At 61.4% G+C, this 26,944-nt stretch carries 28 protein-coding genes; 18 read left to right on the top strand and 10 right to left on the bottom strand.

Annotated elements, in window-relative coordinates:
- Positions 1 to 66: 66 nt before the first annotated feature.
- Positions 67 to 1,199, top strand: a protein-coding gene (locus tag BLQ98_RS10150; RefSeq protein ID WP_425263962.1) for an IS3 family transposase whose coding sequence is annotated in 2 segments (ribosomal slippage) — positions 67 to 346 and positions 346 to 1,199 — 1,134 coding nt in all. Because the reading frame shifts where the segments join, the coding sequence is not laid out codon by codon here.
- 620 nt (positions 1,200 to 1,819) lie between these two features.
- Here BLQ98_RS10150 and BLQ98_RS10145 read toward each other — a convergent pair.
- Positions 1,820 to 2,539, bottom strand: a complete 720-nt coding sequence (locus BLQ98_RS10145) for a hypothetical protein (protein WP_093733193.1) — start codon at positions 2,537 to 2,539, stop codon at positions 1,820 to 1,822.
- A gap of 142 nt (positions 2,540 to 2,681) precedes the next feature.
- On the opposite strand from BLQ98_RS10145, the gene BLQ98_RS10140 reads away from it, so the two are divergent.
- On the top strand, positions 2,682 to 3,572 hold the full coding sequence (locus BLQ98_RS10140; protein ID WP_244148414.1) for a LysR family transcriptional regulator: 891 nt from the start codon (positions 2,682 to 2,684) through the stop codon (positions 3,570 to 3,572).
- Between the two features lie 265 nt (positions 3,573 to 3,837).
- Here BLQ98_RS10140 and BLQ98_RS10135 read toward each other — a convergent pair whose 3' ends face one another.
- The 9 genes from BLQ98_RS10135 to BLQ98_RS10090 all read right to left on the bottom strand — a co-directional run bounded on the left by BLQ98_RS10135 (position 3,838) and on the right by BLQ98_RS10090 (position 14,196).
- Positions 3,838 to 5,097 carry a benzoate/H(+) symporter BenE family transporter gene (locus tag BLQ98_RS10135; RefSeq protein ID WP_093733191.1) on the bottom strand — a complete coding sequence of 420 codons (1,260 nt, stop codon included), beginning with the start codon at positions 5,095 to 5,097 and terminating at the stop codon, positions 3,838 to 3,840.
- A 37-nt stretch (positions 5,098 to 5,134) separates the two neighbouring features.
- Positions 5,135 to 5,941 carry an enoyl-CoA hydratase/isomerase family protein gene (locus BLQ98_RS10130; RefSeq protein ID WP_025058697.1) on the bottom strand — a complete coding sequence of 269 codons (807 nt, stop codon included), beginning with the start codon at positions 5,939 to 5,941 and terminating at the stop codon, positions 5,135 to 5,137.
- Between the two features lie 35 nt (positions 5,942 to 5,976).
- The gene (locus BLQ98_RS10125; protein WP_093733190.1) at positions 5,977 to 7,506 is read right to left on the bottom strand and encodes an AMP-binding protein; all 1,530 of its coding nucleotides are present in this window, start codon (positions 7,504 to 7,506) and stop codon (positions 5,977 to 5,979) included.
- Positions 7,499 to 8,005: a (2Fe-2S)-binding protein gene (locus BLQ98_RS10120; protein ID WP_093733189.1), complete on the bottom strand. Its 507-nt coding sequence runs from the start codon at positions 8,003 to 8,005 to the stop codon at positions 7,499 to 7,501. Before BLQ98_RS10120 ends, BLQ98_RS10125 begins: the two co-directional genes overlap by 8 nt.
- On the bottom strand, positions 7,993 to 8,820 hold the full coding sequence (locus BLQ98_RS10115; RefSeq protein ID WP_093733188.1) for an FAD binding domain-containing protein: 828 nt from the start codon (positions 8,818 to 8,820) through the stop codon (positions 7,993 to 7,995). Before BLQ98_RS10115 ends, BLQ98_RS10120 begins: the two co-directional genes overlap by 13 nt.
- Positions 8,817 to 11,801 carry a xanthine dehydrogenase family protein molybdopterin-binding subunit gene (locus BLQ98_RS10110; protein WP_093733187.1) on the bottom strand — a complete coding sequence of 995 codons (2,985 nt, stop codon included), beginning with the start codon at positions 11,799 to 11,801 and terminating at the stop codon, positions 8,817 to 8,819. The genes BLQ98_RS10115 and BLQ98_RS10110 overlap by 4 nt, the downstream gene beginning before the upstream one ends.
- A gap of 115 nt (positions 11,802 to 11,916) precedes the next feature.
- Positions 11,917 to 12,771, bottom strand: coding sequence for a helix-turn-helix transcriptional regulator (locus BLQ98_RS10105; RefSeq protein WP_093733186.1), 855 nt, complete (start codon positions 12,769 to 12,771; stop codon positions 11,917 to 11,919).
- Positions 12,772 to 13,553: 782 nt separating this feature from the next.
- Entirely contained in the window at positions 13,554 to 13,811 is a 258-nt protein-coding gene (locus BLQ98_RS10095) for a helix-turn-helix domain-containing protein (RefSeq protein ID WP_093733185.1), read from the bottom strand.
- 124 nt (positions 13,812 to 13,935) lie between these two features.
- A complete protein-coding gene (locus BLQ98_RS10090; protein WP_093733184.1) occupies positions 13,936 to 14,196 on the bottom strand; it encodes a hypothetical protein in 261 nt (86 codons plus the stop codon).
- A gap of 202 nt (positions 14,197 to 14,398) precedes the next feature.
- Here BLQ98_RS10090 and BLQ98_RS10085 point away from each other — a divergent pair, with 202 nt between their 5' ends.
- The 16 genes from BLQ98_RS10085 to BLQ98_RS10015 all read left to right on the top strand — a co-directional run bounded on the left by BLQ98_RS10085 (position 14,399) and on the right by BLQ98_RS10015 (position 26,853).
- Positions 14,399 to 14,767: a hypothetical protein gene (locus BLQ98_RS10085; RefSeq protein WP_093733183.1), complete on the top strand. Its 369-nt coding sequence runs from the start codon at positions 14,399 to 14,401 to the stop codon at positions 14,765 to 14,767.
- Between the two features lie 43 nt (positions 14,768 to 14,810).
- Positions 14,811 to 15,431, top strand: a complete 621-nt coding sequence (locus tag BLQ98_RS10080) for a lytic transglycosylase domain-containing protein (RefSeq protein WP_093733182.1) — start codon at positions 14,811 to 14,813, stop codon at positions 15,429 to 15,431.
- A gap of 107 nt (positions 15,432 to 15,538) precedes the next feature.
- Positions 15,539 to 15,823: a TrbC/VirB2 family protein gene (locus tag BLQ98_RS10075; protein ID WP_037931816.1), complete on the top strand. Its 285-nt coding sequence runs from the start codon at positions 15,539 to 15,541 to the stop codon at positions 15,821 to 15,823.
- Positions 15,816 to 16,094 carry a VirB3 family type IV secretion system protein gene (locus BLQ98_RS10070; protein WP_093733181.1) on the top strand — a complete coding sequence of 93 codons (279 nt, stop codon included), beginning with the start codon at positions 15,816 to 15,818 and terminating at the stop codon, positions 16,092 to 16,094. The genes BLQ98_RS10075 and BLQ98_RS10070 overlap by 8 nt, the downstream gene beginning before the upstream one ends.
- On the top strand, positions 16,084 to 18,459 hold the full coding sequence (locus BLQ98_RS10065; protein ID WP_093733180.1) for a VirB4 family type IV secretion/conjugal transfer ATPase: 2,376 nt from the start codon (positions 16,084 to 16,086) through the stop codon (positions 18,457 to 18,459). Before BLQ98_RS10070 ends, BLQ98_RS10065 begins: the two co-directional genes overlap by 11 nt.
- Positions 18,456 to 18,623: a hypothetical protein gene (locus tag BLQ98_RS18270; RefSeq protein WP_167354533.1), complete on the top strand. Its 168-nt coding sequence runs from the start codon at positions 18,456 to 18,458 to the stop codon at positions 18,621 to 18,623. The genes BLQ98_RS10065 and BLQ98_RS18270 overlap by 4 nt, the downstream gene beginning before the upstream one ends.
- Complete coding sequence (locus BLQ98_RS10060) at positions 18,613 to 19,767, top strand: lytic transglycosylase domain-containing protein (RefSeq protein ID WP_208596045.1); 1,155 nt, start codon at positions 18,613 to 18,615, stop codon at positions 19,765 to 19,767. Before BLQ98_RS18270 ends, BLQ98_RS10060 begins: the two co-directional genes overlap by 11 nt.
- Positions 19,767 to 20,576: a type IV secretion system protein gene (locus BLQ98_RS10055; protein WP_093733179.1), complete on the top strand. Its 810-nt coding sequence runs from the start codon at positions 19,767 to 19,769 to the stop codon at positions 20,574 to 20,576. The genes BLQ98_RS10060 and BLQ98_RS10055 overlap by 1 nt, the downstream gene beginning before the upstream one ends.
- Positions 20,577 to 20,687: 111 nt before the next feature.
- A complete protein-coding gene (locus BLQ98_RS10050; protein WP_093733178.1) occupies positions 20,688 to 21,344 on the top strand; it encodes a VirB8 family type IV secretion system protein in 657 nt (218 codons plus the stop codon).
- Between the two features lie 2 nt (positions 21,345 to 21,346).
- Positions 21,347 to 22,045, top strand: a complete 699-nt coding sequence (locus tag BLQ98_RS10045; RefSeq protein ID WP_208596044.1) for a TrbG/VirB9 family P-type conjugative transfer protein — start codon at positions 21,347 to 21,349, stop codon at positions 22,043 to 22,045.
- On the top strand, positions 22,042 to 23,421 hold the full coding sequence (locus BLQ98_RS10040; protein ID WP_093733177.1) for a TraB/TrbI/VirB10 family type IV secretion system protein: 1,380 nt from the start codon (positions 22,042 to 22,044) through the stop codon (positions 23,419 to 23,421). The genes BLQ98_RS10045 and BLQ98_RS10040 overlap by 4 nt, the downstream gene beginning before the upstream one ends.
- A 4-nt stretch (positions 23,422 to 23,425) precedes the next feature.
- Entirely contained in the window at positions 23,426 to 24,412 is a 987-nt protein-coding gene (locus BLQ98_RS10035) for an ATPase, T2SS/T4P/T4SS family (RefSeq protein WP_093733176.1), read from the top strand.
- Complete coding sequence (locus BLQ98_RS10030) at positions 24,409 to 24,597, top strand: hypothetical protein (protein ID WP_093733175.1); 189 nt, start codon at positions 24,409 to 24,411, stop codon at positions 24,595 to 24,597. Before BLQ98_RS10035 ends, BLQ98_RS10030 begins: the two co-directional genes overlap by 4 nt.
- Positions 24,594 to 24,998 (top strand): hypothetical protein, encoded by a 405-nt coding sequence (locus BLQ98_RS10025; protein ID WP_093733174.1) that lies wholly within the window; start codon positions 24,594 to 24,596, stop codon positions 24,996 to 24,998. The genes BLQ98_RS10030 and BLQ98_RS10025 overlap by 4 nt, the downstream gene beginning before the upstream one ends.
- Positions 24,999 to 25,004: 6 nt before the next feature.
- On the top strand, positions 25,005 to 26,084 hold the full coding sequence (locus tag BLQ98_RS10020) for a TrbL/VirB6 family protein (protein ID WP_093733173.1): 1,080 nt from the start codon (positions 25,005 to 25,007) through the stop codon (positions 26,082 to 26,084).
- Between the two features lie 124 nt (positions 26,085 to 26,208).
- Positions 26,209 to 26,853 (top strand): helix-turn-helix transcriptional regulator, encoded by a 645-nt coding sequence (locus tag BLQ98_RS10015; RefSeq protein ID WP_141135316.1) that lies wholly within the window; start codon positions 26,209 to 26,211, stop codon positions 26,851 to 26,853.
- Positions 26,854 to 26,944: the final 91 nt, after the last annotated feature.

The following is a 26,944-nucleotide window of genomic DNA, read 5'->3' as shown; positions in this document are numbered from 1 at the left end:
AGAGGTGGTCGCGGAAATTCGGACCGGCTGTTAAGATGGATCGCATGATGAAAGTGACGATCCAAAATGACAAAACGAAAGAACCATTCGCCAGAATTCAAAGCCCGTGTTGCGCTTGAAGCGATCCGTGAGGAGATGACGCTGGCAGAGCTGTCCAAGAAATACGGCGTTCATCCGACTCAGATCGGCACATGGAAGCGGGCGGCGATAGAAAATATGGCGACGGCATTCACGCGCCGAGGTGCTGCACCAGAACAGGTTAACGCGGCTGAAGTCGATAAGCTGCATTCCAAGATTGGCCAACTCGTGGTGGAGCGAGATTTTTTGGCCGATGCCTCGCACCAACTTCTCGGGACGCGAGGCAAAAAATGGTGAGCAAGGACCACAAGCTGAGCGTCCGCCGCCAATGTGCCCTGCTAACGCTGACGCGGTCGAGTCTTTACTATGAGCCAAAGGGCGAGAGTGCCGAGAACCTGCGGTTCATGGGGATCATTGATAAGCAGTTTTTGGAAACGCCATGGTATGGGTCACGCCAGATGGCTCGATACATGAAGCGCAATAATCACCAATGTGGCCGTCACCGTGTCCGGCGGTTGATGCGTCTTATGCGTCTGGTTCCGATTTATCAGGAACCCAACACCAGCAAAAAGCATCCGCAGCATAAGATCTGGCCATATCTGTTGCGCAATCTGGTGATCGACCGCCCGAACCAGGTCTGGTGCGCTGACATTACATACATCCCGATGCAGCGTGGTTTTCTGTATCTCGTGGCGATCATGGATTGGCACAGTCGCAAGGTTCTGAGCTGGCGATTATCGAACAGCATGGACGCGGGGTTCTGCATCGAGGCCCTGAAAGAGGCCTTGGCCAAACACGGCGCGCCGGAAATATTCAACACGGATCAGGGAAGCCAATTTACCAGCGGCGACTGGATCGACGTGCTCATCGAGGCAAAGGTAAAGATCAGCATGGATGGCAAAGGCGCATGGCGCGATAATCGCATGATCGAACGGCTGTGGCGGTCATTGAAGTATGAATGCGTCTACCTGCATGCCTTCGAAAGTGGTTCAGAGACAAAGGCTGGTATCAGAAAGTGGCTGGCCTATTACAACGGCGAACGCCCGCACTCCACGCACGGAATCTTGACCCCTGACGAGGCATATGACAGCAAGACAGAACCAATGAGATTAGCGGCCTGAAATGAAATCCTGATCCATCTTAACAAGGCTGCATACTGGTCGAAAATCCAGGACCACCTCTGACAGCGGCACTATCAAACTGCGGAAATTTGAGCGTGCTAAGTTACTCAAATACCAGCCGTTCGCTGCTGTCTGTGGTAAGGTCCGGAGGGCGGACTTTGCCGCCTTTTGCGCACGCGGCTATTACTGATGCAGCATCGGTTTGCGGATGCGGCATGCTCGCCGTTGCGTTGCACCCAAAGTCGCCAGAGCGGTCATTCAAAGCACTGCTGAGCCATCGAATTCAAATCATGCTTTCGCTGCATGCCAGTCAAACAAGTAAGTCGCGGGACAGAACCGTCGTTCACTTTTCCGACTTCGCTGACGCAGCGTCCTCTCGCAGATGCGGCAGGTCTGTTGTTGCGATGCAACGCGTGTCACCGAAGCAGTCGTTCACTGGTGCCAACCTGACCCAAACCCATACCGCGCTTTCGCTGCTGGCAGCACAGACCATCGAGACGCGGGACAAAGGGCCAATTCGCTGCAGTTACTCGAACGGCCGCTTTAGGGTGAATCTGAATTCAAACAGCAAAGCGCCCGATGCGTTGCACCAGGCACTTCTTTCTCAAGTCACTTCAATATTACTTGATAGCGAGGATGTCGAAATTGTGGACGTTTGCCACCACACCGTCGTCCCACCCGCCTGAGACCAATTCGGAAGCCTTTTCATTCAGCAGTCCGGCGACTTGTCCGGCAAAGTGCGCTTCGCGGCCTGAGTTGTCGGCAAAGATGTCGAAGATGGCGAAGTTGTTCCCGTCAATCTGCAGCGCCGCCCAGAACAGTGTCTTGGGTTCGGTGTCCGCGACGATGGGGCCAGCTGCGGTCAGCAAGGCTGCCAATTCGGAGCTTTTGCCTGGAGCAGCTTCGAGCTTGATGTAAGTTGCGGTCGTTGCCGTGTAGAGATCAACCGGCTCCTTCACCGACAGGACATCGGAGTTGTTGATATTCGCGACAACACCGTCGTCCCATCCCCCGGCGACCAGCGCGTCAGCGTTTTGGCTCAAAGCCGCGGCAACAGCTCCTGAGAAGTGAGCGTTGCGTGCTTCTTCATCCGCGAAGATGTCAAAGATAGCGAGTGTATCGTCAGCTTGAAGTGCAAACCAAAGCACAGTGCCCGGCTCGGTTTCCTTCACAGTTGGGGCCGCTCCGGCCAGAAACTCGGCGAATGCTTCGGTCTGGCCTTCGGCGGCGGGCATGGCGATATAGCTGGCAGTGTGATTTTCCATTGGGTTGTCCTGTGCAGTTGCAGAAGTCGTGATCAGAACCAGTGCGGCGAATGTCTGAAGGATTTGCGTTTTCATGGTCGTCTCCTGATTTGAAGTTCATCGTGTTTGGTTTCGATGCACTCTTGTCCCATGCCGGATGCCTCGGACTCCAATTCCGAACTTCTATTCTTTGATAGACATGGGCTATCGAAGCTGTTTTCATGGCCTAGACTGGGATGTGACGGAGAATGCGGCGATGGAAATGAACCAGATCAGGTATTTTATCGCTGTCTGCGAGCACCGAAACTTCACCCATGCGGCCAGTGCCTCCAATGTCTCCCAACCTTCCTTGACGACTGCGATCAAGAAACTTGAAGACGAGCTTGGAGGTGACCTTTTTGTCAGGGACCGTGCGGGATGCAGGCTTACGGCCCTCGGAAAACTCATGCAGCCGAGGTTGCAGAAGGTTCACGAGGAGACGCGACAGGCCAAGGCAGAGGCAGTCCGTCATGTGCGCCTGGAGCGGGTTCCAATCTCTGTCGGTGTCGGCGAAACGATTGGCCACAGCAGGATCTCGGCAGCTATGGAGCGTACTCGTACGCGATTGCCGCAAGCCGAAATCGAACTGATCGTTGCGTCATCCTCCGAGCTTCTTGCCGGGCTGCGAGATGGTGAATTTAACGTAGTAGTCACCGCAGAGAAGGTCAGTGAAGACCTCTATCGTATAGACCATCTCTATGAAGAGGACTACAAGGTCGTGGTGTCCAAGTCGCACCCGTTGTCTGAACTGGATGCGATTTCTCTTTCGACTCTTGCCAAAACTGACATGCTTGACCGCCTAAATTGCGAAATGCGGGATGCTTTGCACGGGACTTGCGCGGATTATGGTCACGAACTCTACGCGGCCTATCGGTCAAATCGCGTGGATTGGTTGGTTGAACTTGCTCGGCAAGGGTCAGGTGCGGTGATCCTGCCGGCCACCGCTATTCCTTCGGACATGGGCTTGGTGTCGAAACCCATCGATGGTCTCGAAATATCAAGAGCTGTTTTGGCCCTTCGATATCGGCACCAAACGACGAGACCGGAGACAAATGATCTGATCCGTGAGATGACGCGTACGCCGGCGTAGTGAGATCGGTAATCGACATTCGCGCATCGTGCAGCATCTGGATTTTGGGCTCTGAGCCAGTATTAGTGGGCACGCCGCCGCGCGTCCGGTCTTGGATGGCGAACGGCAAGAGCCGGAAAAATCCAGCGTCCGGCGATCCAAGGTTGGGTAGCAGTGTTACACCAGTTCAACAGGATCACGGCAGCTACAAAGAATACATACTTGGGGGCCACAGTTCTATAACTGTTGCCCCCATTTAGTCGATCTGACAGTCCAGCACCGTTCTTTAAGACGCGGCACTGCCAACAGCCGGGGACCTGACGACTCGCTCGTTCAGCACCGAAACTGCAGCTCCCGCCACCAGTGCCCAAAACGGCGCGCTGATGCTCAGGAACGACACGTTCGACATCGCCACGATCAGGGCGACGAAGGCTCCGATCTGGTAGCCCGCATTGCGGTCGAAGGCGGATTGGAACGCGCTCAGCAGGACGGTGATCATCGCCAAACCCGCCACCGCGCCGATCAGCGGTCCGGGCAGCGCCATGATGAGCGGCACCGCAACTCCTGCGAAGACCCCGAAGGCGGCGAAAAGCACGCCGTTCAGCACCGTGGCCGCATAGCGCCCCTCGGGATTTTCGCCCGCTTGATCGGACGAACAGATCGCCGTCATGGGTCCCGCGATATTGGCGTTATGCCCACCGATGACCCCCGCCAGCATGCCGCCGATGCCCGAGATCACGGTCATGGCGTTGATCGGCGGGCGGTAACCCTCGGCGTAGAGAACCCCAATAGCCTGAGCATTCTCGGCCCCGATCACCAGCACGGCAAGCGGCACGGCGATGGCGAGGAAGGCATCGATTGTAAAGACGGGTGCGGTGAATTCCGGCGCGACGAAGCTGATTGCCGCCTCGCCTCCCTGGAAGCCTCCGGTCAGGGCCACCGCAACAAGGCCCACAATCAGTGCGGTCAGAACCGGTGGGACGGCCCGCAGGAACCGCATCGACAGGAAGAAGGCGATGGTTGCCGCGCCAACGACGATGGGCAGCTTTTCGATCGAGGTGACTGCGCCGATGCCGAAGCGAATGAGCGCCCCCGCGATCATCGCCATGACGATGGGCATCGGAAGCCAGCGCATCACCTTGCCGATGAGCCCGGTGATTCCGAGCACGAAGACCATCGCGCCGGCCATCAGGAAGGCGCCGACCGCCTGTTCGAACGGGAAGGTGCCGAGCGCGCCGGCGACGAGCGCCGCGCCTGGGATGGAATAGGCCCCCGTCACCGGCAGCTTGTAGTAGAGCGCCATGATCAGGCTTATCAGCCCGCCGAGGCCGTAGATCGCCAGAAGCCAGGCCACGGTCTGGCCTTCGGAGAGGCCGCCATTGTCGGCCGCGCCGATCACGATCAGCGCCGGCCCCGAGCATCCGAAGATCGCCGCGACCAGTCCCGCGCTCGCGGTCTTGATACCCAGCGCCTCGCGCAGGCCCGACAGGCCCGCGCCGAAGCCCGGTCCTTTCTCGATCCAGTTTGTCTTTTCCGTCCGTTCCATCTGGGTCTCCTCCCTTGAATGGGGTTGCATGGCCAGCTCAGCGTCCGGTGAAAGCGGGCTTGCGTTTGGCGTGGAAGGCCTCGACGCCCTCGCGGAAATCCTCCGATTGCCGCAGGCGGCTGTAGTTCAGCCCCTCCATCTCGATTGCTGTGCTGAGAAGCGCGTCGTCGGTGTCGTTCAGCAGCTTCTTCGCGGTGCGCTGCGCCATCGGGGAAAACTCGCGGAGCTCGTTCACGAGGTCTGTCACCGCCTGTTCGAGATCGCCATCGGGCACGCATTCGGTGGCGATGCCCCAGTCCAGCGCCTGTTGGCCCTTGATGCGCTTCGAGCGCATGACGATGTCCTTCGTGCGCGTCACGCCGACGATTTTCTGCAGCCGGGCGGAGCCACCGGATCCGGGGATCTGGCCCAGCTTCTGTTCGGGCAGGGCGTAGCGGCAGGTCTCGGACACGATGCGGAAATCGCAGGCCAGAGACAGCTCGAAGCCGACGCCGAAGGTGTAGCCGCGATTGGCGGCGATCACCGGCTTGGAGCAGCGTGCCGGAGCCGCTATGTTCCATGCCAAATGCGAGACATGTTCTGGGCTGGCCTCGAGGAAGCCCTTGATATTGCCGCCGGAAGAAAAGTGCTCACCCTCGCCGGAGACGACGATGATACGCACGCGGTCATCTTCATCGAGTGCCTCGAAGACGAGGCGGAGCTGATCGCGGGCTCCCATCGAGATCACGTTGTAGGGCGGCCGTGCGAGGATGATGTCCGCGCGCTCGCTGGCTTCATCGAACTGGACATGGAAGCCGTCGAGCTCGGAAAGGCGCGGATCGGAGAAGGTCATTGTCTCGGTCATCGGAGTATCTTTCATCTGGGTGTCTTTCTATGTACTTACGCAGTGGTGGTCTCAGCCGGTTCGACCTCGTATTCGCCCGCGACAAGCAGGCGGCGGAGGAGTTTTCCGACAGGGGATTTCGGGATTTCGCGCACGAAGACGTAGCGGCGCGGGCGGCGGAAATTGGACAGGTCCGAGCTGCGGCAATGGGCGTCGAGATCGTCTTCGGTGACATCGCCGCCCCGCTTGACAAAGGCGGTCACCACCTTGCCCCAGCGTACATCGGGCAGGCCGACAACGGCGACTTCGGCTACGGCGGGGTGCAGCGACAGGCAGCTTTCTACCTCGACCGGCGAGACGTTCTCGCCGCCGGTGATGATCATGTCGTCGGCGCGCCCCGTGACGAAAAGATCGCCGTCTTCGTCGAAGAGCCCGCAATCGCCGGTGAAGTACCAGCCGTCGCGAATGGCCTTGCGGTCCGCTTCGGGGCGGTTCCAGTAACCCTCGAAGGCCTCGTCACCCTGCATGGAGGCGACGATTTCGCCTTCTTCGCCGGGTGCGCAGGTCTGGCTGGCATCCGTCGCGCCCAGCGGCACCACGCGCAGGCGCTGGTTGATCGCGGCGCGGCCCGCCGATCCGGGTTTGGCCGCGGCGTCCTGGCAGATGGAGAAGGTGTAAATCTCGGAAGAGCCGTAATGGTTAACGAAAAGCTCGGGCTGGAAGGCCTCCGCCAGTTTCTGCAGCAGACCGTCGGTCATCGACGCCCCGGCAAAGCCCAGCTTTCGCACGCTTGCCACTCGGTCCGGTGTGAACGCGGCGTGGTGGACGATGTCGTGATAGAGTGTCGGCACGAGATAGAGGTTGCTGACACGATGCTGCTCGATCGCAGCAAGCGCGCCCGGTACGTCGAAACGCGGCAGGCAAACGAAGGCACCGCCGATCACGCTGGCCGACAGGAGCGAGCGGATCCCCATCGTATGATAGAGCGGCATGACGCCAAGCGTGCGCTCGCCGTGACCGTAAAGGTTCTGCGCGACATGGGCGATGGCGGCGGCCCGTTCGGCCCGGTGGCGGCGCGGCACGCCCTTGGGCTTCGAAGTCGTGCCGGATGTGTAGAGCATGACCGACAGATCGTCGGCCCCCGCCTGTGGCACCGCATCGGTGGCGCGCCCCGCCAGCATCGTGGATAGTCCCTGATCGCCGCTGAGCGACAGCACATGAAGGCCCGGCGCAAGTGCCGAACCGGCCACCGCCTCGGACGCGGCATCGTCATGCACCAGAACGCGTGCCGCACTGTCGTGCAGCGCATGGTCCAACTCGTCGGAGGTGACGCGCCAGTTCACGGGCGTGATGACGATCCCGGCGATCTGGCAGGCCCAATGCAGCGACGCATTCTCCCACCGGTTCTGCATCGCCGTGACCAGTGTGTCGCCCTTGCGCAGGCCGATCTGGCCAAGCCCGTCCACCAGCGCGCTGATCCGGCCATACCAGTCGGCATAGGTGATCGTCCGGTCCCCTTCGGCGATTGCCATCGCGCCGGGGTCGCGTTCCACGGACGCGATAAAGCTGGTTCCGAGGTCAAGCATCGATTGGTCCTCCCTTGATGCGGTTACGGGCGGCCAGCGCCGCCTGAACGATGGGCGCGTAACCAGTGCAGCGGCACAGATGGCCCGAGAGCGCCTCGCGGATCGCGTCTTCATCCGCGTCCGGTTGGCGCGAAAACAGCGCGTCGAGCGTCATCAGGATACCCGCGGTGCAGAAGCCGCATTGCAGCGCGAAATGTTCGCGGAAGGCCTCTTGCAGCGGGGTCAGCGCATCGCTCTCCCCCAGCCCCTCGACCGTGCGGATCTCGCAGCCATCGGCCTGCTGGGCGAGCATCAGGCACGCCCGGGCGGGTTCGCCGTCCACCTGCACCGTGCATGCACCGCAGACACCATGTTCGCAGCCCACATGGGTGCCCGTCGCGCCGATCTCGTGGCGCAGGGCATCTGTCAGCAGCGTGCGCGGGGACACCCGGACAGATACCGGCCGCCCGTTCAGGGTGAAGCGGAGCGCGTGCGTCTCGTCTTGGGTCAGTCGCGGCATGACAAGGCCTCCTTCAGGGTTGCGCGGCCGAGCTTCCGGACCAGGTCGCGGCGATAGCGGGCGGTGGCGTGCAGGTCGTCGCGGGCCTGCAGGTGCCAGGCGAACTCGTTCAGCCGGTCGTCGTGATCAGCTCTGTCTGCCGGCAGCTCGAGCGTGCGCGGGGTGTCGGCGACGCCGCCCACGGTAAGCCTGGTGGTGCCATCGGACCGGGCGATCGCGGCGCAGGCGACGATGGCGAAATCGCCGTGTCGGCGCGCCACTTCGCGGAAGGCATATCCGGTGCCCGGCTTGCGGGCCGGGAACGACACCGAGACGATCATCTCGCCGGGGGCGAGGTCGGTGGACATCATGCCCTGAAAGAAATCATGCGCCCCAATCTCACGCGTCTTGCGGCGGCGGCGCAGGGTCAAGGTGCCGCCGAGCGCGATCAGGCAGAGTGGCAGCTCGGCACTGGGATCGGCATGGGCGACGGAGCCGCAGATCGTGCCGCGATTGCGCACCTGCGTATGGGCGACCCAAGGAAGTGCCGCGTGTACCAAGGGCAGACGATCTGCCAGCTCCGGCCAGCGCTCCAGCGTGCTCTGGCGCACGGCGGCACCGATGGTAATCCGGTCGCTCTTGGCTTCGATCCGCGACAGTTCCGGGATGCGGGTGATGTCGACCAGCGTGGCAGGGCGCGCGAGGCGCATGTTGAGCATGGGCACCAGCGACTGACCGCCAGCGATGACGCGGGCCTCGGTGCCGCCCTGGTGCAGCGCCTCCAGCGCCTCACTCATGTCGTTGGCCGTTACGAGATCGAACGGGGCGGGTTTCATGATCGGCCTCCCTTGATGACGCGATCAACAAGACCGCGCAGACGAGCCACGGCACCGCTGGACGCGCCGCCGCCGCAATGGCGCGCGAGAGCGCGGAAGAACTCGCCGATCACGACCTTCGCCGCGCCGTCCAGAAGCCGTCCGCCGACCGATGCGACCTTGCCGCCGATCTGGGCCTCGTAGCGATAGGCGATCTCGGTGCCGTCTTCGGTGTCGGTCAGCGTGATGCGGCCTTGTCCACCGCCCGTACCGAGCGCGCCTACGGCCTGCCCTGAGAGGGTGACCGCGTTGGGCGGGTCGAGGTCCGACAGGTCGATATCGGCCTTGTAGCGCCCTCGCACGGGCCCGATGCCCAGCGTCACATCCGCCTCAAAGCGCGTCTCGCCGACCTTCCGGACGCCATGCGAGCCGGGGATGATCGCGTCGAGCGTCGCGGGATCGAGCAGCATCCGCCAGACATCCTCGCGGCTGGCCTGTACCACGGCGCGGCCTTCGCCGGTAAGCGTGCGCCCACCTGCCGTGGCCTCGGTTTTCGTCTCGGACACGGGCTCTTTCGGGGCGGGCTCGTCGCCGAAAATCAGGGCGGCGAGCTTGGACGCAGTCACCGGCAGCACGATCTCGGGTGCATCGCCCTCGGGTGCGAGCGCATCGGCCACGGCGTTGGCGATGCACACGGGCGTGGACATGCAATTGCCTTCGCCCACGCCCTTGGCCCCAAGCGGTGTGAAGGGCGACAGGGTCTCGTGATGCAGGATCACCGGCTCGGGAACCTCCATCACGGTGGGCAAGAGGTAATCGGCCAGCGTTCCCGATTGGAATGAGCCGTCCGCACCGTAAGAATATTCCTCGAGGAACGCCGCGCCGACCGCCTGGGCAAAGCCGCCCCGCACCTGGCCGTCGACCATGGCGGGATGCAGGATGCGCCCGCAATCATGCATGGTCACGTAGCGGTCGATCCGCGGCTCGGCGGTCTCGGGGTCGATCTCGACCCCGCAGAAATCGAAGATGAACCCGTGACAGAGCGAGGAATTGATCCCGTCCTCGGCAGTCGGGGCCTCCAGTTCGGGCGGGCTCCAATAGACCGTCTCGCGCAGGGTGTGATCCACGTCGTCCGGCAGGGTGCCCGGCGACCAATGCGCCGTGGCGGCGACCCGCGCGAAGGACAGGCTGTTGTCGGGATTGCCCCTGGCGCGTATGCGGCCCCCTTCGAAGGACACGTCCTCGAGCGCAATGTTCAGCTGTGTGGCCGCGACCTTGGCCAGTTTGTCGCGCAGCCGCGTTGCTGCGATCTCGGTCGCACCAGCAACCGCCGGGGCAAAGCGCGAGGCGTAGTTGCCCGAGGCGATGGACCAGGCATCGCGCATCGTGTCCACATCAGCCAGAACGCGCACCGCCTCCATCGGCAGCCCAAACTTGTCGGCCACGACTTGCGCCAGCACGGTCCGGTGGCCTTGACCCTGCGGGACCGAGGCGACCTTGACCGTGACTGAGCCGAGTGGGTCGATTGCGATGGTCGCGGTTGCCTGCGCACCGTTCTTGGGCCCCGCCTTGGCACGCTCTTCGGGGGTCAGGACGGTGGTGATGTAGCCCATGTTCGACACCGAAGGCTCAACCACGCAGGCAAATCCGATGCCGTAACGTCGGCCTTCGGCGCGGGCTTTGTCGCGGCGGGCGTAAAGGTCGGCCAGACCGCCTTCGGTGACCGCGCGGTCCAGCGCCGTGGCGTAATCGCCCGAGTCGTAGAGCGCGCCGCTTGCCGTGCGGTAGGGAAACGCCCCGGCTGGGATGAGGTTGCGGCGGATGACCTCCAGCTTGTCCAGCCCAAGCTGCCGCGCGATGGTGTCCATCAACCGCTCCAGCGCGAAATAGATCTGCGGGCCGCCAAAGCCGCGATTAAGCCCGGTTGGCGTCTTGTTGGTCAGCACGACGCGGTTGCGGATGCTCATGTTCGATATGTCGTAGGCGCCGGTCATGTTGCCGTGCATCCGGTAGAGCGTGGCAGGTTCCGGCGCGCGCAGATGGGCACCGCAATCCTCGATCTGATCCCAGTCAAGCGCGGTGATCCGGCCATCCGCCGCGACCGCCGCCTCGATCCGGGTCTGGCGATTGGTGGCTGAGACGCTGGCCGACAGATGCTCCAGCCGGTCCTCGATCCACTTGACCGGCGCGCCCGCGATGCGCGCGGCAACGCCAGCGAGGATCATGTAGGGAAAGACGCCCTGCTTGATCCCGAAAGAACCACCGGAATCGGGCGGCGTGCGCAGCCGCAGCCGGTTGCCCGGCACGTTCAGCGACCGAGCCACCACTGCGTGGATCGAGAAGGGGCCCTGGAAATTCGCGGTGACGTCAAAGGCATCCTCGCCCGGCTCGTAGCTGGCGATCACGCCGTAGGTTTCAATGGGGGTGCAGGCGCTGCGCGGATAGGTGACGTCGATGCCGATCCGGTGCCGGGCGGCCTCGAACGCCGCCTCGGGATCGCCGTAGCGAAAGCGCCGTTCGTTGATGAGGTTGCCACCGAGGCTGGAATGCAGCACCGGTGCATCGTCCGAAAGTGCCGCGACCGGATCGACCACCGCGCGGCGCGGCGCGTAGTCGACCGCGACCAGATCGGCGGCATCCTCGGCCAGGTAGCGGTCGGTGGCGACGACCATGGCCACCGGCTCACCGACATAGCGCACCCGCTCCACCGCCATTGGCCAGCATTCCACATTGGCCTTGACACCGACGGTCATCGACCGAGTGCGCAGCGCGACGTCCTGTCCGGTGATGACGGCGACGACGCCGGGCGCGCATGCTGCCTCGGCGGTGTCGACCGACCGGATGTCGGCGTGGCCGTGTGGCGACCGCACGAAGGCCAATGCCAGCGTTCCGGCTGTCACCGGCAGATCGTCGATGTAACGCCCGTGCCCCGACAGGAGTGCCGGATCCTCGACGCGCGCGACCGAGCGGCCAACAAGTGGCTCTGTAATGGTATCTTTCATGTCTCCTCCCGGCTTGGCATGGGCAAGCCCTTGGGAAGGGACGTTAGGCGGTCATCCGTAGGCCCCGCGATCCCGCCAGGTCTCGGACCTTACCGAGGAGTCTCAAAAACCGGGGTCAGCCGTTGTCGCGAAGTGCCGAGACATCGCGGAATATGCTGGGCGAGGAGCCAGCATGGTCGTGAAAGAAGCGCGAGAAATGCGCCGGCACCGAAAAGCCCAGATCGTCGGAGATGTCGGTGAAACTGCGGGTGTCGTTTGCGACCGCCTGCACCGCGCGTTCGACCCGCTGGGTGTTCAGATAGACACGCGGAGAAATGCCGGTCTCGGCCTCGAACAGCCGGAAGAAATGCGCGCGGGACACACCGCTTTCGCGCGCCAGCCACTCCATCGATGGAATGCGGGCCGGGTCCGCGCGCATCAAGCCCAGGGCCCGCGCGATCCGCCGGTCGGGTGCGCGCATTGCCGTGGCCCGCGCTCGGAGCGACGGCTGCGCTTCGCGCCAAAGCGCCAGCCGCTCGATGATCGAGACCATCAACCGCCCGATCAGCCGCTCATGTGCTGTGGCGTCGCCCGGGGCCTGCACCATCGCCTCGGCGGTTTCGCCGATCTGGCGGCGGATCTGTGGGGTGATGGCACCGCCCGGATGCGGAAAAAAACCTGGTCCCGCGCTCGCCTGCCAATTGCTGCGAAACGCGCCCAGCCAGTTCGGCTCGATGTAAAGCGCGAGGATGATCGTCGGTGGCTGCCCGGCGCGGTGCACGTAGCTGTGGTGTTCCCAAGCGTTGATGAGAACGGCGCTTTCATCGGTCAGCGCCACGCGCCGCCCGCCCACGTCAAACTCGGTATCCGCACCTTCGACCTTGAGCAGCGCGTGGCATTGCGCATGTGCGTGCTTGACCAAAGGCCGATCCATATCCAAGAGAGCGACCCGCCCGAACGACCCGATAGCAATCCTCAGAGCAGACGACATATAACAACCTTAGCAGTTTGCCTGGTCTGGTCAATTTTGCTTGCTCGCTCGCGTCGTAAGCAATCCGCGTTCCAGGTACCTGCTGACGCGGAATATGGGCCGATACCAGTAGTCGATTAAGACTGCATTAAGGTCGGCTGAGTCAAGAAAATTGTAGATCCGGGCTCTCTTCCTCGCTTCAACATACATGAACGGCTGCTTTTTACGCCGCGCAGCAGCGCCAATAATTATGCGATCGCGGCGATTTTCTTGCTGCGAGCGCGCGCAGCGCGAATTTCGAATTCACAGGATGGGCTCCTTCGAGACCTTCGCTGCCATCTTCTCCAATGACCGGTACGCTCGCAGACCCTTTCCATCAATATGAAATGGCGGCTGCCTGAGAAGCCTATCCACTGTCACTTTTTCAAATCCGCATGAGTGCATCGAAGTCGATTTCTTGCTTCTGTTCGTCACTTATATCCGGCCGGGTTTCCGATACCGGCCGGGGCCCTTGGACGTCCCACATCACCGCATGTGATCCTGTCCTCCAGCGATAAACCCAACCAACAACACTGCACCCATCGGTCCCGATCAGATTGGCGATCGCGACGCCCTCACCCTTATCTTCGTTCACTGTTTACTGACTTCCTGCACTGTGGCGCTGCGAATTGCGGCGTGGGTTTGCAGAGCGTTCACTACGACCGCGCGCCGGGCTTCGTTAATGTTGGCTAACTGGTCCTCGAGGAGGGAATGATCATCAGACCGGGAAAATGGGTTTCCGTGTTCTCAACAATTCATTGGCTTCAAATCCTGTGGTCGGGCTCCGTGGCGGTTTCAACGATCGCCAGAACCTCGAACGGGTCAAAGCCGATGGCGCGCGCCAGGACGACCAGCTCGACGACATCGACCCGGCGCTGACCGCTTTCAAGACGGGCAATAAGGGATTGGTGGCATCTGAGCCTATCCGCCAAGTCTTTCTGACCAAGGCCCGCTTTGACACGCGCGTCGACCAACGCCCGGCAGAGTGCCACTTGTCCCTTGCTTCTGATTGTTTTCGCCACGCGTCACATACCTTTTGTGACGTCGCTAGCGGATGAAATCTGTTATCTAAAAAGTAGATATTTGAGGGTGTTATCGGCGTCTGGTTTCCATGGGCTGCAAGTCTGGTGCTCCCGAAGCTGCCCATCAATCCCCTACCAATTGCAGAAATCGGCCGTAGTCTTCGCTGACTTCGCGCGCTTCCTCGAAGGCGCGGGCCCGTTCGCCGTCAAGGCAACGGAAGTAGTTCTGGATATCGTCGATATAATCTTCAAAGTCGCGGCGGATGATATCCGCATAGTCCCGTGTCGCCTGCGAATCGCTTGGCAGGAAGGGGCGGGATGGCGCGAAGCAGGCCTCGGCATAGTCCGCGACCTGAGCGAGCATAAAAGCGATCAGCACTCGCATTGCTAGCACCTTCCTCAACCTAAGGTTTGTAAAACCTTTTATCTCCTTGATAGACACCAAGGGCCATGCCTAGAGTCTGTGTAATCGAAATACATCTGTATCTGCCGTAATATAACTTGCGGTTGATAGTATACTATCGTAACTCTGGGCTTCAAGTGGGAATGCTTGGGGTCGCGCCATTGGAGAAAGCGTGAGCCGGGCCATGAACTGGGACATCGAAGCACCAAATGTGGTTACGGAAGCCAGGTTCCGCGAGCTCGTGGAAAGCGGCTATAGCGCAGAAATCCTGTGCCAAAAGTCGGCACATAAGAAAGGCCCCAGCTATTACGGGGTCTGGATCATGCGCGTTGTCTCTGATGATGGGGTGGAAAAGTTCCTCGTCACCGCCCGCACGCGGACGACCTACAACGATATCAAGATCCGCGAGTTCAAGACGATCTCCGGCGTGGTTTCTTTCTTCATTGGCCTTGGCTTTGCGCATGTGGACCTGCCGCTTGTTTCGGGTACGAGCCGTGCGCACAAACTCGCCCCACCAGACAAAGCCCCATCAGACAAGGGCACTGGCAACTAACCTCGTCTGTCTCTGGCTGGTCGCAGCACCCGCCTCAGCGCAAATGGTCCTGGTCATGGCGAGCGACGGCGCTCTGACCCCGTCGCGGTCTCAGAGCGGTTTTGCGCGGAACTATAATGACGGCGTTGGGCTGGGATTGGCGTCCGATGGTTTGGCCATTCTTGGTGAGACGGAAGCAGCGCCCAAACCTGACGCGCTGAGGTTTGCGGCACTCGCCCAGCCAGCACCCCTGCCCCGCGCAGACGTTCTCTCTGGCATCAAGGCAACGGCCCTGCGTTATGCCGGCCATCCCGGTTTGCGCCGCGCAGGACTGTCCGTCACGCAGTGGCTGGCTCTCTACCGCGCCAATATCGAGGTTGAGAGCGCCTATCGGCAAGATGCAATCTCACATGCAGGAGCCGTTGGCCTTGGCCAGCTGATGCCGGCAACCGCGCGTGATCTCGACGTCGATCCGCATGACGCACTGCAGAACCTCGACGGCTCCGCCCGCTACCTCGCGATGATGCTGGAGACGTTCGCCGACCCATATCTGGCGCTGGCTGCCTACAATGCCGGACCTGACGCTGTTCGCCAATATGGCAGCATTCCCCCTTACCGAGAAACCCAGAACCACGTGGCCCGCGTCATGGCCGTCGTGGCCCGATTGGAAGGATCAAATTCATGATGTCCCAACCTTTTTGGAAATCATTCCTCAAAACACTCATCGGCAATGTCGCGAAAGCGCGCAGCGCGGCAGTGCATTGGCGATACCGCTTTTTCCAAACAAGTTGGATTTCAAACCTCTTTGTCGCCTCGCTGGCGCTATTCCTGTTCATTGCCGAGCCCGCCCTTGCACAGAGCATCGATCTCTCCCCGATCCAAAGCTTGTTGCAGGGCATTGTCGATGCGCTGACCGGCCCTCTTGGTGTGGTTATCGCCACACTCGCGGTCCTCGGCGTTTTCTTGAGCTGGTTCTTCAACATCATCGACCTGCGCCAAGCTCTTTGGGTCCTCGTGGGCATCGCCGGTGTTGCGGCCGCCCCCACCATCGTTGCCGCGGTTTTTGCCGGTGGCTGAGCGCGCGCCTCTCTTTCTCGGCCTCGTGCGCCCGCCCAAGCTTCTGGGCCTGCCCATCATGTATGCGATGATCTGGCTCTTCGGTTCGGTGCTCTTGTTCGTGTGGGTCCAGCACATCGCAGTGCTGGCTGTCGCCGTCCTGCTCTACCCTGTGCTTTGGAAGGCCGCAGATTGGGACCCGCGTTTCATCGACGTGATGATGACGGCCCTGCAGGAGACACCGCCCACGCGCAACAGGTCCATTCATGGCGGGGACAGCTATGCCCCGTGATGACGCCCATGATGCTGCGCTCGATGCCCGCACAATGACGCCAGAGTGGTATGCGCGCGAGACCCGGCTTGCAAATATGCTGCCCTATGTGAGCCTCGTCGACGACCAGACCGTGCGGACACGGGTGAACGAACTCTTCCGCTGCATCCGGCTCGAGGGGATCAACAGCTACACGACGGACGATGCCTATCTCGACAAACTGACGGCACTTTTTGCCCGCATCGTCGCGCAACTTGGGCCGGAATTCAGCTATTACGTCCACAAGGTCTCCAAGGCCATCAAACCTGATCTCGACCCGATCCGTGAGGACAGCTTCGCAGGCGAGGTCGACCGGCGCTGGCGCGCGAAACTCGAGACCAGCGGGCTGCGCGACAAGACGCTGACGCTCACCGTCATTCACCGCCCACCCCCGAAAAGCCTCCTGCCGTTCCTCAGCCGCAGCGCGCCGGACCGGCTGAGAGAGGAGACCCGCAAACGCCTGCAGCGCCTCGGTGAGGCCGTGAACGTCTTCCTCTCGGGGCTTACCGAGCTCAAGCCGCGCCTGCTGTCAGCCGGATCGGGAGAGTTGGTGGGGTTTCTGGGCGCGCTCAACACAGGAACCGAGCTGCCGCTCTATCCCGCCAATACCTACGGCTTTTTGTCCTTCAACGTCGCCAATACCCGCGTGACGTTTCACGGCGACCATTTCGAGCTTTCCGAGGGCGTCGTGGGCCACCGCTACGGCAAGAGCTTCACCATCGGAGAATACTCGGAAGGCACCTCCTGCACCATGTTCGACATGCTGAACCTGCCGGTCGACATGATCGTCACCCATTCCTTCACGCCGATCAATTCGAACCTCATGGCGGGCCGCATCAAACGGCAAAAGCGCCAGATGCAGGCCAGCCAGGACGCGGCCCTCTCGCTCCTCGAAGCCCTCGACATCGCCGCCGATGATCTCGAAGCCAAGCGCCAAAGCTTCGGCGAGCATCATATGGTCGTGACGCTCTTCTGCGAAACGCTCGAAGAGCTGCAAACCCTCAGCGCCGAGATCGTAAACGCCGCTGCAACCGAGGGAGTGAAAATGATCGGCGAACGGGTCGCGGCCAAGGCGCATTACCTCAGCCAGCACCCCGGCAACCAGCCCAAGCGGGTCCGCGCCAGCGCCGTCACCAATCGCAACTTCGCGGATTTCGCGGCCTTCCACCGGACACAGCTTGGCAAACCCGCAGCACTTACCCCATGGGGCCGGGTCGTCACTTATTTCCCCACGCCGGAGCAAAGCGCCTACCGGTTTTCCTATCACGAGCAAGGCTCGCCCGACAAGGAACCCACCAGCGGCCATACCCTGATCATGGGGCGGCCCGGGTCAGGTAAGTCTGTGCTTTCGGCCTTCCTGATGACCCAGGCCCGTCGCGCAGGGGCGCGGATCTTCGTCTTCGATTACCGTCTTGGCATGGAGATGGCGGTGCGCGCCAATGGCGGGCGCTACGCGTCCCTGAACGCCGGGCAGCCCACGGGCCTCAACCCGCTCTGGACCGAGACCGATGCCCGCGGCACCGCCTGGCTCTCGGACTGGCTTGCCACCCTGCTCTACCGCGCCGACAAGCCCCTGACCCCGGCGCAGACCAACCGCATCCAAGAGGTCGTGCGCCAGAACGCGCAGGCCACAAACCCGGCACTGAGGAACTGGCGGGATTTCGCATCGCTTTTTGTGTCCACCGATGATGGCGGCGATCTGCACCAGCGCCTGCTCGAGTGGACCGAAGACGGCCGCTATGGCTGGATCTTCGGGCAGAGCCTCGAGGACACGTTCTCCCTCAAGGGCGATGTCGTGGGCTTCGATCTGACCGGCATTCTCGACAGCGAGGCCGACAAGGAACGGATGGCGGTCCTTTCCTATCTCTTCCGTCGGGTCGAACGCGAGATCGAGGACCGCCGCCCCACCATCATCGTGATCGACGAGGCCTGGAAGGCGCTCGACAACGCATATTTTGCCGAACGGTTGTCGAACTGGCTGGTGACCGCGCGCAAGCAGAACACCGTCGCGGTGATGATGACGCAATACGCAAGCCAGCTCGAGCGCACCCGGACCGGTAAGACCATCGTCGAGGCCGTTCCGACGCAGATCCTGCTGCCCAATATCCGCGCGCAGCCGGCGGATTACGCCATGCTGAACCTCACGGAGAAGGAGCTCGACGTCCTTCTCAACACGGGCAGCAACAGCCGCCTCGCATTGATCCGCGACGATCAGGGCTCGATCGTCGTCGATGCCGATCTGAGCGCGCTTGGACCCAATCTCACCATCCTTGGCGGCATGGAAAAGGGCGAAGCGCTCGTCGGCCCCGATTACCGCGACCGCCCAGACTTCTGGAGGCTTTCATGATCCGTATTCTTGTCGCTTTGGCTGCCCTCGGCGCGCTGGCCTCCTGCACCCAGTACCGGGAGCCGCAGGCGAACTGCTTCACATTCCTTGCGTCCACGGCACCCGTCGCGCCTGATTGTGACTTCACGCCCTTTGGCGCACTGGAGGGCGACATTGAAGTCTAGCCTGCCTCATATCCTGGCACTTTGCCTGCTGCCCGGTCTCGCTTTGTCTCAAGGCGTGCCGACCAATGACAGTGGGCTGATTGCGCGTGACATCGTCGAGACTGGCGATCGCGAGGCTGACTTGGCCGTTCAGGCCGACAAGCTTGCCGTGCGCGAACTCATTGCCGAGATCGAACGGGAGCAGCTGGAAACCCTGCAACGCATCCTCGATGCCCAGACCAGCTTCGGCGGTCAGGGCTTGCCGGCTATGGTCTCGGGGCTGGAAAGCGGCAGCGGGGATCCGGCCCGGTCAGTCGAGGCGGTCTATGGCAATGCCGACATCGATCCCAATCCCGGCGGTGCGCAGATGTTCGGGGATGCGTCTGAGACCATCGAGCAGCTCATCATCCGCGTGGCTCAGGAGACCAGCGGCTTTGCGGGTGTTGGACGCGCAGGGCTCTCCCCCGTCCAATGGCGCGCGCTGCTGCAAGCGCTGATCTGGCAGGAAAGCCGTTTCACCATCGGTGCACGCTCTCCCGTCGGCGCCTATGGTCTCACCCAGATCATGCCGGGCACGGCCAGCGATCTGGGCATCAATCCGGAATACTATGACAGCCCCTACCTGCAGGTGCATGGCGGTGCACGCTATCTCGCGACACAGCTCAACACCTTCGACGGCAATATCATCAATGCGCTCGCGGCCTATAACGCGGGACCCGGCCGGGTGTTCGAATATGGTGGCGTCCCGCCCTTTGCCGAAACCCAGCATTACGTTCAGGTCATTCCCGAACGCTATAACCTCTATTTGACCCGTATCGGCGGGATTGAAGCGCTCGGCACGATCGATCGGGCGCTTCTCGCCAATGCAAACCTTTCGATGACCGGGCATGGCGCGGCCTTTTATGGCGGCAACTCCCCAGCCGCGATCCGCCAAGCCGCCCTGCGCATCCGCGATATCGTCGAACGGATTTCCGAAACCGAGGACGTTCAGGAGAGCGTCGCGCTCAACACCTATGCCCGCGCCGAACTCGTGCGTCTCGTGGCTGCCCGCATCCGGCTTCAGGCCGCCCGCACCCGCGTGCTCTCCGCCGAAGAGCTAGCCCAGGCTAGCGCCCGCATGGCCGAAGGCGCGTTCATGGATTCTACGATCAGGGAGATTGAATAATGGGACATCTGCTCTTGAGGACAGCTTTGGCCACGACACTTGGCGTTGGCTTGCAGTTCAGCGCCCTACCCCCTGCCGCAGCACAAGGTGTACCGGTCGTCGACACCCAGAACATCGCTCAAAACATCCAGCAACTCCGGCAGATGATCGAAGACGAGATTCTGCAGAACGAGCAGCTGACGCAGCTCCGCGAACAACTTGCCACACTCACCGATCAACTTGCCGAGCTGCAGCGCACCTACGAGGCCCTCACCCGCATCGCCGAGCTTCCAGAAATCATCCGCACCGAGATGGAAGACGAACTCAATGGCCTGCTCGATCAGGAGTTCGGGGACATCCTGGCCACGATTGAGGCGATCAAGACGGGCGACTTCTCGGGCCTCTCCGGCTCCGGCGCAGGCGAGATCGAAACCCAGATGGACCGGGTGCTGGCCGATCTCGGCTTCGATGAAGACACGCTCTCGGAAATGGCCACCAGCGGCAATCCCGGGGCCAACCGTGTGGCCACGCAGGCAACAACCGGCGCACTCGTCTCAGCCGCCGCCCAGAACAGCTATGAAGATGCCGGCCAGTCGCTCGAGCGGGTAGACCGCCTTGTCGGGCTCATCGACGACATGGAAGAGCTCAAGCAAAGCGTCGATCTCAACACGCGCGTGACAGCTGAATTGGCCATCGCCCTCGTGGCAATGTGGCAGCTGGAAGCGATTCAAACGGTGGGCGATGGCACCGGCGGCGTGATCGATGCCGCCACCATCGCCGAAGAACAGCGCTTCATGGATTTCACCTTGCCGGACCTCCGGGCCGACTAAGGCGTTTCGAAATTGATCCACAAAATCAAAGATCGGTTTTCGCGTTCGAGCGCAGCGAGAGGCAGCGAAGAACCGATTCAACTCATTTCGAAACGCCGAGCGGGGGCATGAATGGTGGCGACTGAACAAGAAATCATCGAGGAAGAACTGGTTTATGGTGCCTTACGCCGCGAACGGCTCTGGCAACGCCTTGGCCTGATGGGCCTTGTCTTCGGTATCATCGGCTGTCTGAGTGCCGCGGCTGTCTCGATCCTCGATGTCGACCCGCCCCCCGTCGTTGTCCCCTATGATCCCGCCACCGGCTTTGCACTCCCCGAAGCCTCGGTGGGCGCCTCCTCGGTGACTGCCAACCAGGCGATCATCGAGGCGGAGGTGTTCCGCTATGTGACCGACCGGGAGGTCTATAACCAGCTCGACAACGATCTGCGCATCCGCAGCGTCCTGCGCCGCTCGGACGGAGCTGCCGAGAGCGGGCTGCGCCAGATCTGGAACAGCGCCAACGATAATTACCCGCCGACGGTCTATGGCCCCAATGCTCGGCTCGACGTGGAAATCCTCAGCATCAACCGGATCGGAACCAACCGCGCGACGGTCCGCCTGCGCAAGCGCCTGACGTCCATTAACGGCACCCAGACCGGCCTCTTCACTGCGACGCTTCTCTTCGAGTTCCGCCCGGAGACCCGCCGCTCCATCGATGAGGTCTGGACCAATCCATTCGGCTTCACCGTCCTCGAATATTCCATCCGCTCCGACAGATTGGAGAACTGATCTTGTTTCCCGTACGAATTGCATTTGTTGTCCTTATCGTTTTGTTGCCGGGGTTGGTCGCTGCCGAAGCCATCCCGCGTGGCGGTCCCAACGACAATCGGGTGCGCTTGGCCACCTACCAGGAGGGCCAGGTCTATCGCCTGAGTGTTTCGCTCACCCATGTAACCACGGTCGAATTCGGTGAGGGTGAAAGCATCCGCTCGATTATCGCGGGCGACACGGAGGGCTTCGAGATCGATGGCGTGCCGGGCGGGGAGGCATTTGCGATCAAGCCCGTCGCGCGCGGTGTCCATACCAACGTGACCGTCTACACGAACAGGCGAAGCTACTATTTCAACGTCGAGGAGGTCCGTAGCCCGACCTTCTACGTGGTGCAGTTCCGCTATCCGGACGACGCTGCGCGCCCGACCCGGGCCATCGCCGCCCAAGCACCTAACTACAATTACGGCGCCAGCGCGCGGACCGAGTTCACGCCAACGCGCATCTGGGATGACGGGACGTTCACGTATTTCGCCTTTCCGAGAAACGCACCTGTGCCAGCGATCTTCCGCTATGCGGGCGGCCGTGAACGCACGGTTAACACGCAAACCCCTGAGGACGGCGTGATCCGCGTCAACGGCGTAAACCGCCAATGGGTCCTGCGACTTGGCGAAGAGGTGGTCTGCATCGAGGCGATCCCGCCCGCGGAGGCCGCCTCATGAGCGATACTGAGAACACCGAGCTGGAAAAGCGCCTCGCCGCCCTTGAGAAAGGCAGTGCCCGCGCCCCCACGGCGGCGCAGCGCCGGTCGCCCCTTCTCGCGCTGATCGTGGTCCTCGTCATCGGCGCGGGTGGTGCCCTGCTTTATCTCCTCTCACAGCCCGACGAAGAGGAAGCCTTGCCGACGGCCACCCCGGACGTCTTCCAAAACGAGGGGGACGGCTTTGGCGCCATCGAGACCTTGCCCCCGCCCGAGCCCGAGGTTGTGTTCGTCGGACCCGATCCAGTCGAGCATAACGCTGAGCTTCTGGCGCAGATCACGGCCCTGCAGGCTCAGATCGAGGAATTGCGCAACGCCCCTGGACCAGTTGTCGAGGAAGACACCGCCGCCGCAGAGGCGATCGACGCGCTGACCACTCAGATCGCGGCGCTGCAAGCTGCATCGGAAGCCGCACAGCAGCGGTTCCAGGACGAACTGACAGCCCGGGATCGAAGTCTTGAACAACTCCGCATGGATCTGGAATTGGCCCAACTCGAGGCAAGCCGACCGCAACCTGCCCCAACGGGCCCCACGGAAGATGAGCTGCGCGCACGGGAAGAGGAACGGCTCCGCCGCGAGGAAGAGGCACGGCGACTGGCGGATCTCGAACGCCGCGCGGCCGAAGAGCGTGCGTTCCAGGAACGCCGGATCGCCTCGCCCACCATCGCCTTTGGCGGCGCCTCCGGAGCGAATGAAACGGCTCTGACCGAACGCAACTTTGGCGAGGTGACGGATTTCGTGCTGAACGGTGCGTTGCCCGCCACCGTGACGCAGGCCGAGGTGATCGCCAATCCCTCCAACACCATCATTCAGGGCACCATGATCCAGGCCGTCATGGAAACTGCCCTCGACAGCTCACTGCCCGGCCAGACCCGTGCCGTGGTGTCCGAGGATGTCTACAGCGTCGATGGCACGCGCCTCCTGATCCCGCGCGGATCCCGTCTCATCGGGCGCTACCGCGCCGGCGTCGATATCGCGCAGCGCCGCGTGACGATCGCCTGGGACCGGATCATCATGCCCGACAACCAGACCGTCCAGATCAGCTCCTTCGGGGGTGATGAACTGGGCCGTTCCGGTGTCAACGGTTTCGTGGACACGCGCTTCGCCGAGCGTTTCGGGTCGGCCGCCCTGATCTCGCTAATTTCCGCTGCACCCAATGCAGCTGCATCAAATGTGGAAGACGAGGGAACAGCCGACGTTCTCGAAGACGTTGGCGATGATCTGGCAGATGCCACGGACAGCGTCATTGGTGATTACCTCTCCATCGGCCCCGTCATCTATGTCGACCAAGGCGCACGCGTCACGGTCATGGTCGATCGCGATCTGGAAATATTCTGAGCCCATGTCGCTGAGCTATCTTGAAACATCGCTCGACCGGATCGACGCCGCCAACCGCGACGATGTCATCGAGATTTGTATCAACCCCGACGGGACCTGTTGGGGCGAGTTCCAGGGCGATCACTTCATGCGCGCGCTGGACCAGAGGCTTACGGGCGTTCAGGTCAGGGACCTCGGCAACCAGATCGCCTCCTCGGCCAATACCACGATGAGCAAGGACCGCCCCATCGTCTCGGTATCGATCACCTACAAGGGGCGCCCGATCCGAGCGCAGGTCATCACCCCACCCGCCGTGCTCTCGGCCATGTCGATCAGCCTGCGGTTCTTCTCAAGCCTGCCTCTCGATGGCATTGCGCTCGATTTTCTTTACGGCCAGGAGCGCAAGCTCGAAGACCTGCGTGTCGAAAAAAAGCGCGCCTTGCGCGCCGTGGTGGCCGCAGGTGTGATAGATGATGCGCTGGCCTTCTGCGTCGAGAACAAACTCAACATGATCGTCTCGGGCGGCACCTCCACCGGCAAGACCGTGGCCGCGCGCAAGATCCTCTCTCACGTACCGGCCGAGGAACGGATCGTCACCATCGAAGAAGCCGCCGAGCTTCTGCCGACCCAGCCCAATACCGTGACCCTCCTCGCCAATCGCGACGCAGAATTCCAGACCGCCGATGTTCTTCTCACCGCCACGCTCCGCATGCGCCCCGACCGGATCATCCTCGGCGAGGTGCGTGGCAAAGAGGCCATGACCTTTCTGGAAGCGATCAACACCGGCCATGGCGGCTCCATGACCACGCTCCATGCCGAAACCCCGCAACTGGCCGTGCAGCGGCTTGCGATCGCGGCCCTCAAGACAGAAATCCCGATGACCTATGCCGACATGATCCAGTACATCGAGAACTCCATCGATGTGATCATCCAGGCCGGTCGCCATGACGGCAAACGCGGCATCACCGAATTCTACCTGCCCGGCGCAACTGAGATTGGAACTTCCCAATGAAGACCTTCGAATACGATATCCTGTCCTTTCAGGTGAAAAAGCAAAAGGACTACGACGCGATGCGAAGCGCCTTGAATGCGCGCGGCGCCGAGGGGTGGGAAGTCATTACAGCTGAAGCAGGTGACTACGGCTACACCACGTTCCTGAAGCGAGAATCTTTAAGAAAGAAGGCAGGTTCAGAATGATGCGGGTCGTTGCGACTGTAGGCCTGCTCGTCGTTCTCGGCGCAACCGCTGGTGTGGCCGAGCGGAACCTGATCCCGACGCTCGACAACCGTCCAGATGTTTGCCCAGAACAGTCACCCGAGCCGGAGTGGATGCAGAACATCGATGTGCGCGAGTCCTACAAGCGCCTCTTGATCCAACAGATCTACCGAGCTGAAAGCATGAAACGCATCGTTGACGCGCAAAGCTGTGACTGTCCCGTACGGTATCCGACTTGGGAGGTCGCCGTACGCGTCTACACCGAGCGCTACGCCTCATCTGAATACTGGGACATCGTGGAAGCGACTTCCGCATACCGGCACCAAGCAAATGAGCTTCGACGCGAAGCCATACCAATCTGCGAAGCCGCCGGGAACTGGTAGGTCACCATGAGTGTTGTCACCTACTTCGTGGAAACGGCCGATGGCTATCTCAATACCGCTGCCGAAACTCAGTTTGGTGCGGTCGCAGCAACGGTCGGCACGTTGCTGGTTCTGGGCACAACACTGGTTGTCATTCTTGTCTTCATCAACATGATCTACCAGTATCGCGCCATGGACGGCCGAACTGCATTTTGGCTGGCCGTGAAGGTCGGACTGATAGGGGTCTTCGCAGCCAACTGGGTCCAGTTCAATGCGCTTGCCTCAGCGATACTGAACGGAATCGACAGCATTGCCGGGGCCCTTGTGGCTTCTGTCGGCGGCGGATCACCTGGCCCGTCCGGTACCTTTGCAGAGGAATTTGACGACCTAATTGCAGCGCTCGGGGACTATCTGAATGCTGCGGGATCTGAGCTGAACTGGATGGCGGGTGCCTTGCTTGACACACTTGGGATTCTGCTGCTCTCGATTCTTGGCGGGTTGGCGGCGTTCATTGTTGTGGCGTCCCGGCTCATGATCGCTCTGCTAATTGGCATTGCGCCAGTGATGATCTTCTTGACCCTTTTCGAGGTGACCAAGGATTATTTCGCGCGCTGGCTTTCGGCACTTGTTTCTTTCGCGATGTATCCGATCATCGTCGCAGGCGTGTTCGCAACGATCACAGGTGTCTCTCGTGCGCTTCTTGCTAAGCTTGGTGACCCAGAGGGGGCCTCGAACATAGGGGCCCTTCTCCCATTTTTCATGATGGTGCTGATGGCAAAGGGTTTCATCATAGCAACACCTTTCTTGGTTCGGGCGATTTCCGGAAACATCATGATGCCAGCACTCTCGGCCGGGTTCGGGGGAAGCTATGCCTTCGCCAGAGGGCTTGCAGGTAGCAAACAAGTTTACAATCGCTATGCCATCGGTGGCGCAACTGGGGCTGAATACGCAGCCCTTCGAGCGCGGCAATTCTTTGGCGTGCAAGCGTTGCCAAGCCGACCAAATACTGCTGGAGGGCCAACTGCGGCTCGTCCGGGTGACGCAACCGGAACAGGCGCCCGAATGCTGGCACAGCTTTCGAGACTTGGTAGGTTGGGCAGGCGGTGACAGCCAGGCGGAAAAAAAATCCTGCCACAACCGCAAAGGTTTTGCCAGTGGTTTTGAACGGTTTGGAAAGTTTAAAACAATCTTTGGGCCAATTGCACTAACGGTCAAAAATGACAAAGGTCGCTTGCGTATCGCAATCCGGCTCTTGCATCAGAACTTTGATTTCCCCGCGTGCCTCGGACCAGGTATCCTCGTCTTTCTTCACGAGAAGGCGTGTTCGTGTACCGCGCGACGCCTTGTGCCCGAAATGGTGAAGTTCCAAGGATCAATCGAAAAACGACAAGAATTGGCAGGCGTGTTTGGTGCCATGCCAGAGACAGGTGACCCAGAAGTTATCTATGCTGTTGACGATGCGCGCCTGTCTCTCGTGTCCGAAAATACGGCGCTTTGGACGTCGGTTGAGCAGGACCTTCAGCTCGCGCAAGCCACGACGGCAACCAGCATGCAAGAACGCGTCCGTGCCTGTTTGATCGGGGCCATTGGCGACGGCGACCCGTCGATCGCCTATATTTGCGAACGCCTGTCAAGAAGTCGCACGGGGCTACTGCGGGAACTACAAGCAGAGGGCGTAACGTTTCAGGGCATTCTGACCGACACGCGAAAATCTCTCGCGCTGAGATACCTGCGCAATAGCGACATGCCGGTCAAACAGGTCGCCAGCCTGCTGGCCTACCGCGACACCAATGCTTTCCATCGCGCGTTTCGTGCCTGGACAGGGCAGACACCGGCGCGGGTTAGAGCGACCCAGGATGATGCTTGTCAGGTTTGAGAGTGGGCTCCAATGCGAACTATCACGCTGTTACGATTTACTGCATGATCCATTTCTGGCCTTTGAACCAGTAGTTGGCGCAACTATAACG

Source organism: Sulfitobacter litoralis, from assembly GCF_900103185.1.
GTDB classification, from domain to species: domain Bacteria; phylum Pseudomonadota; class Alphaproteobacteria; order Rhodobacterales; family Rhodobacteraceae; genus Sulfitobacter; species Sulfitobacter litoralis.
Note: the sequence above shows the minus strand (reverse complement) of the source record. Positions and strands in the feature narration are given on the sequence as shown.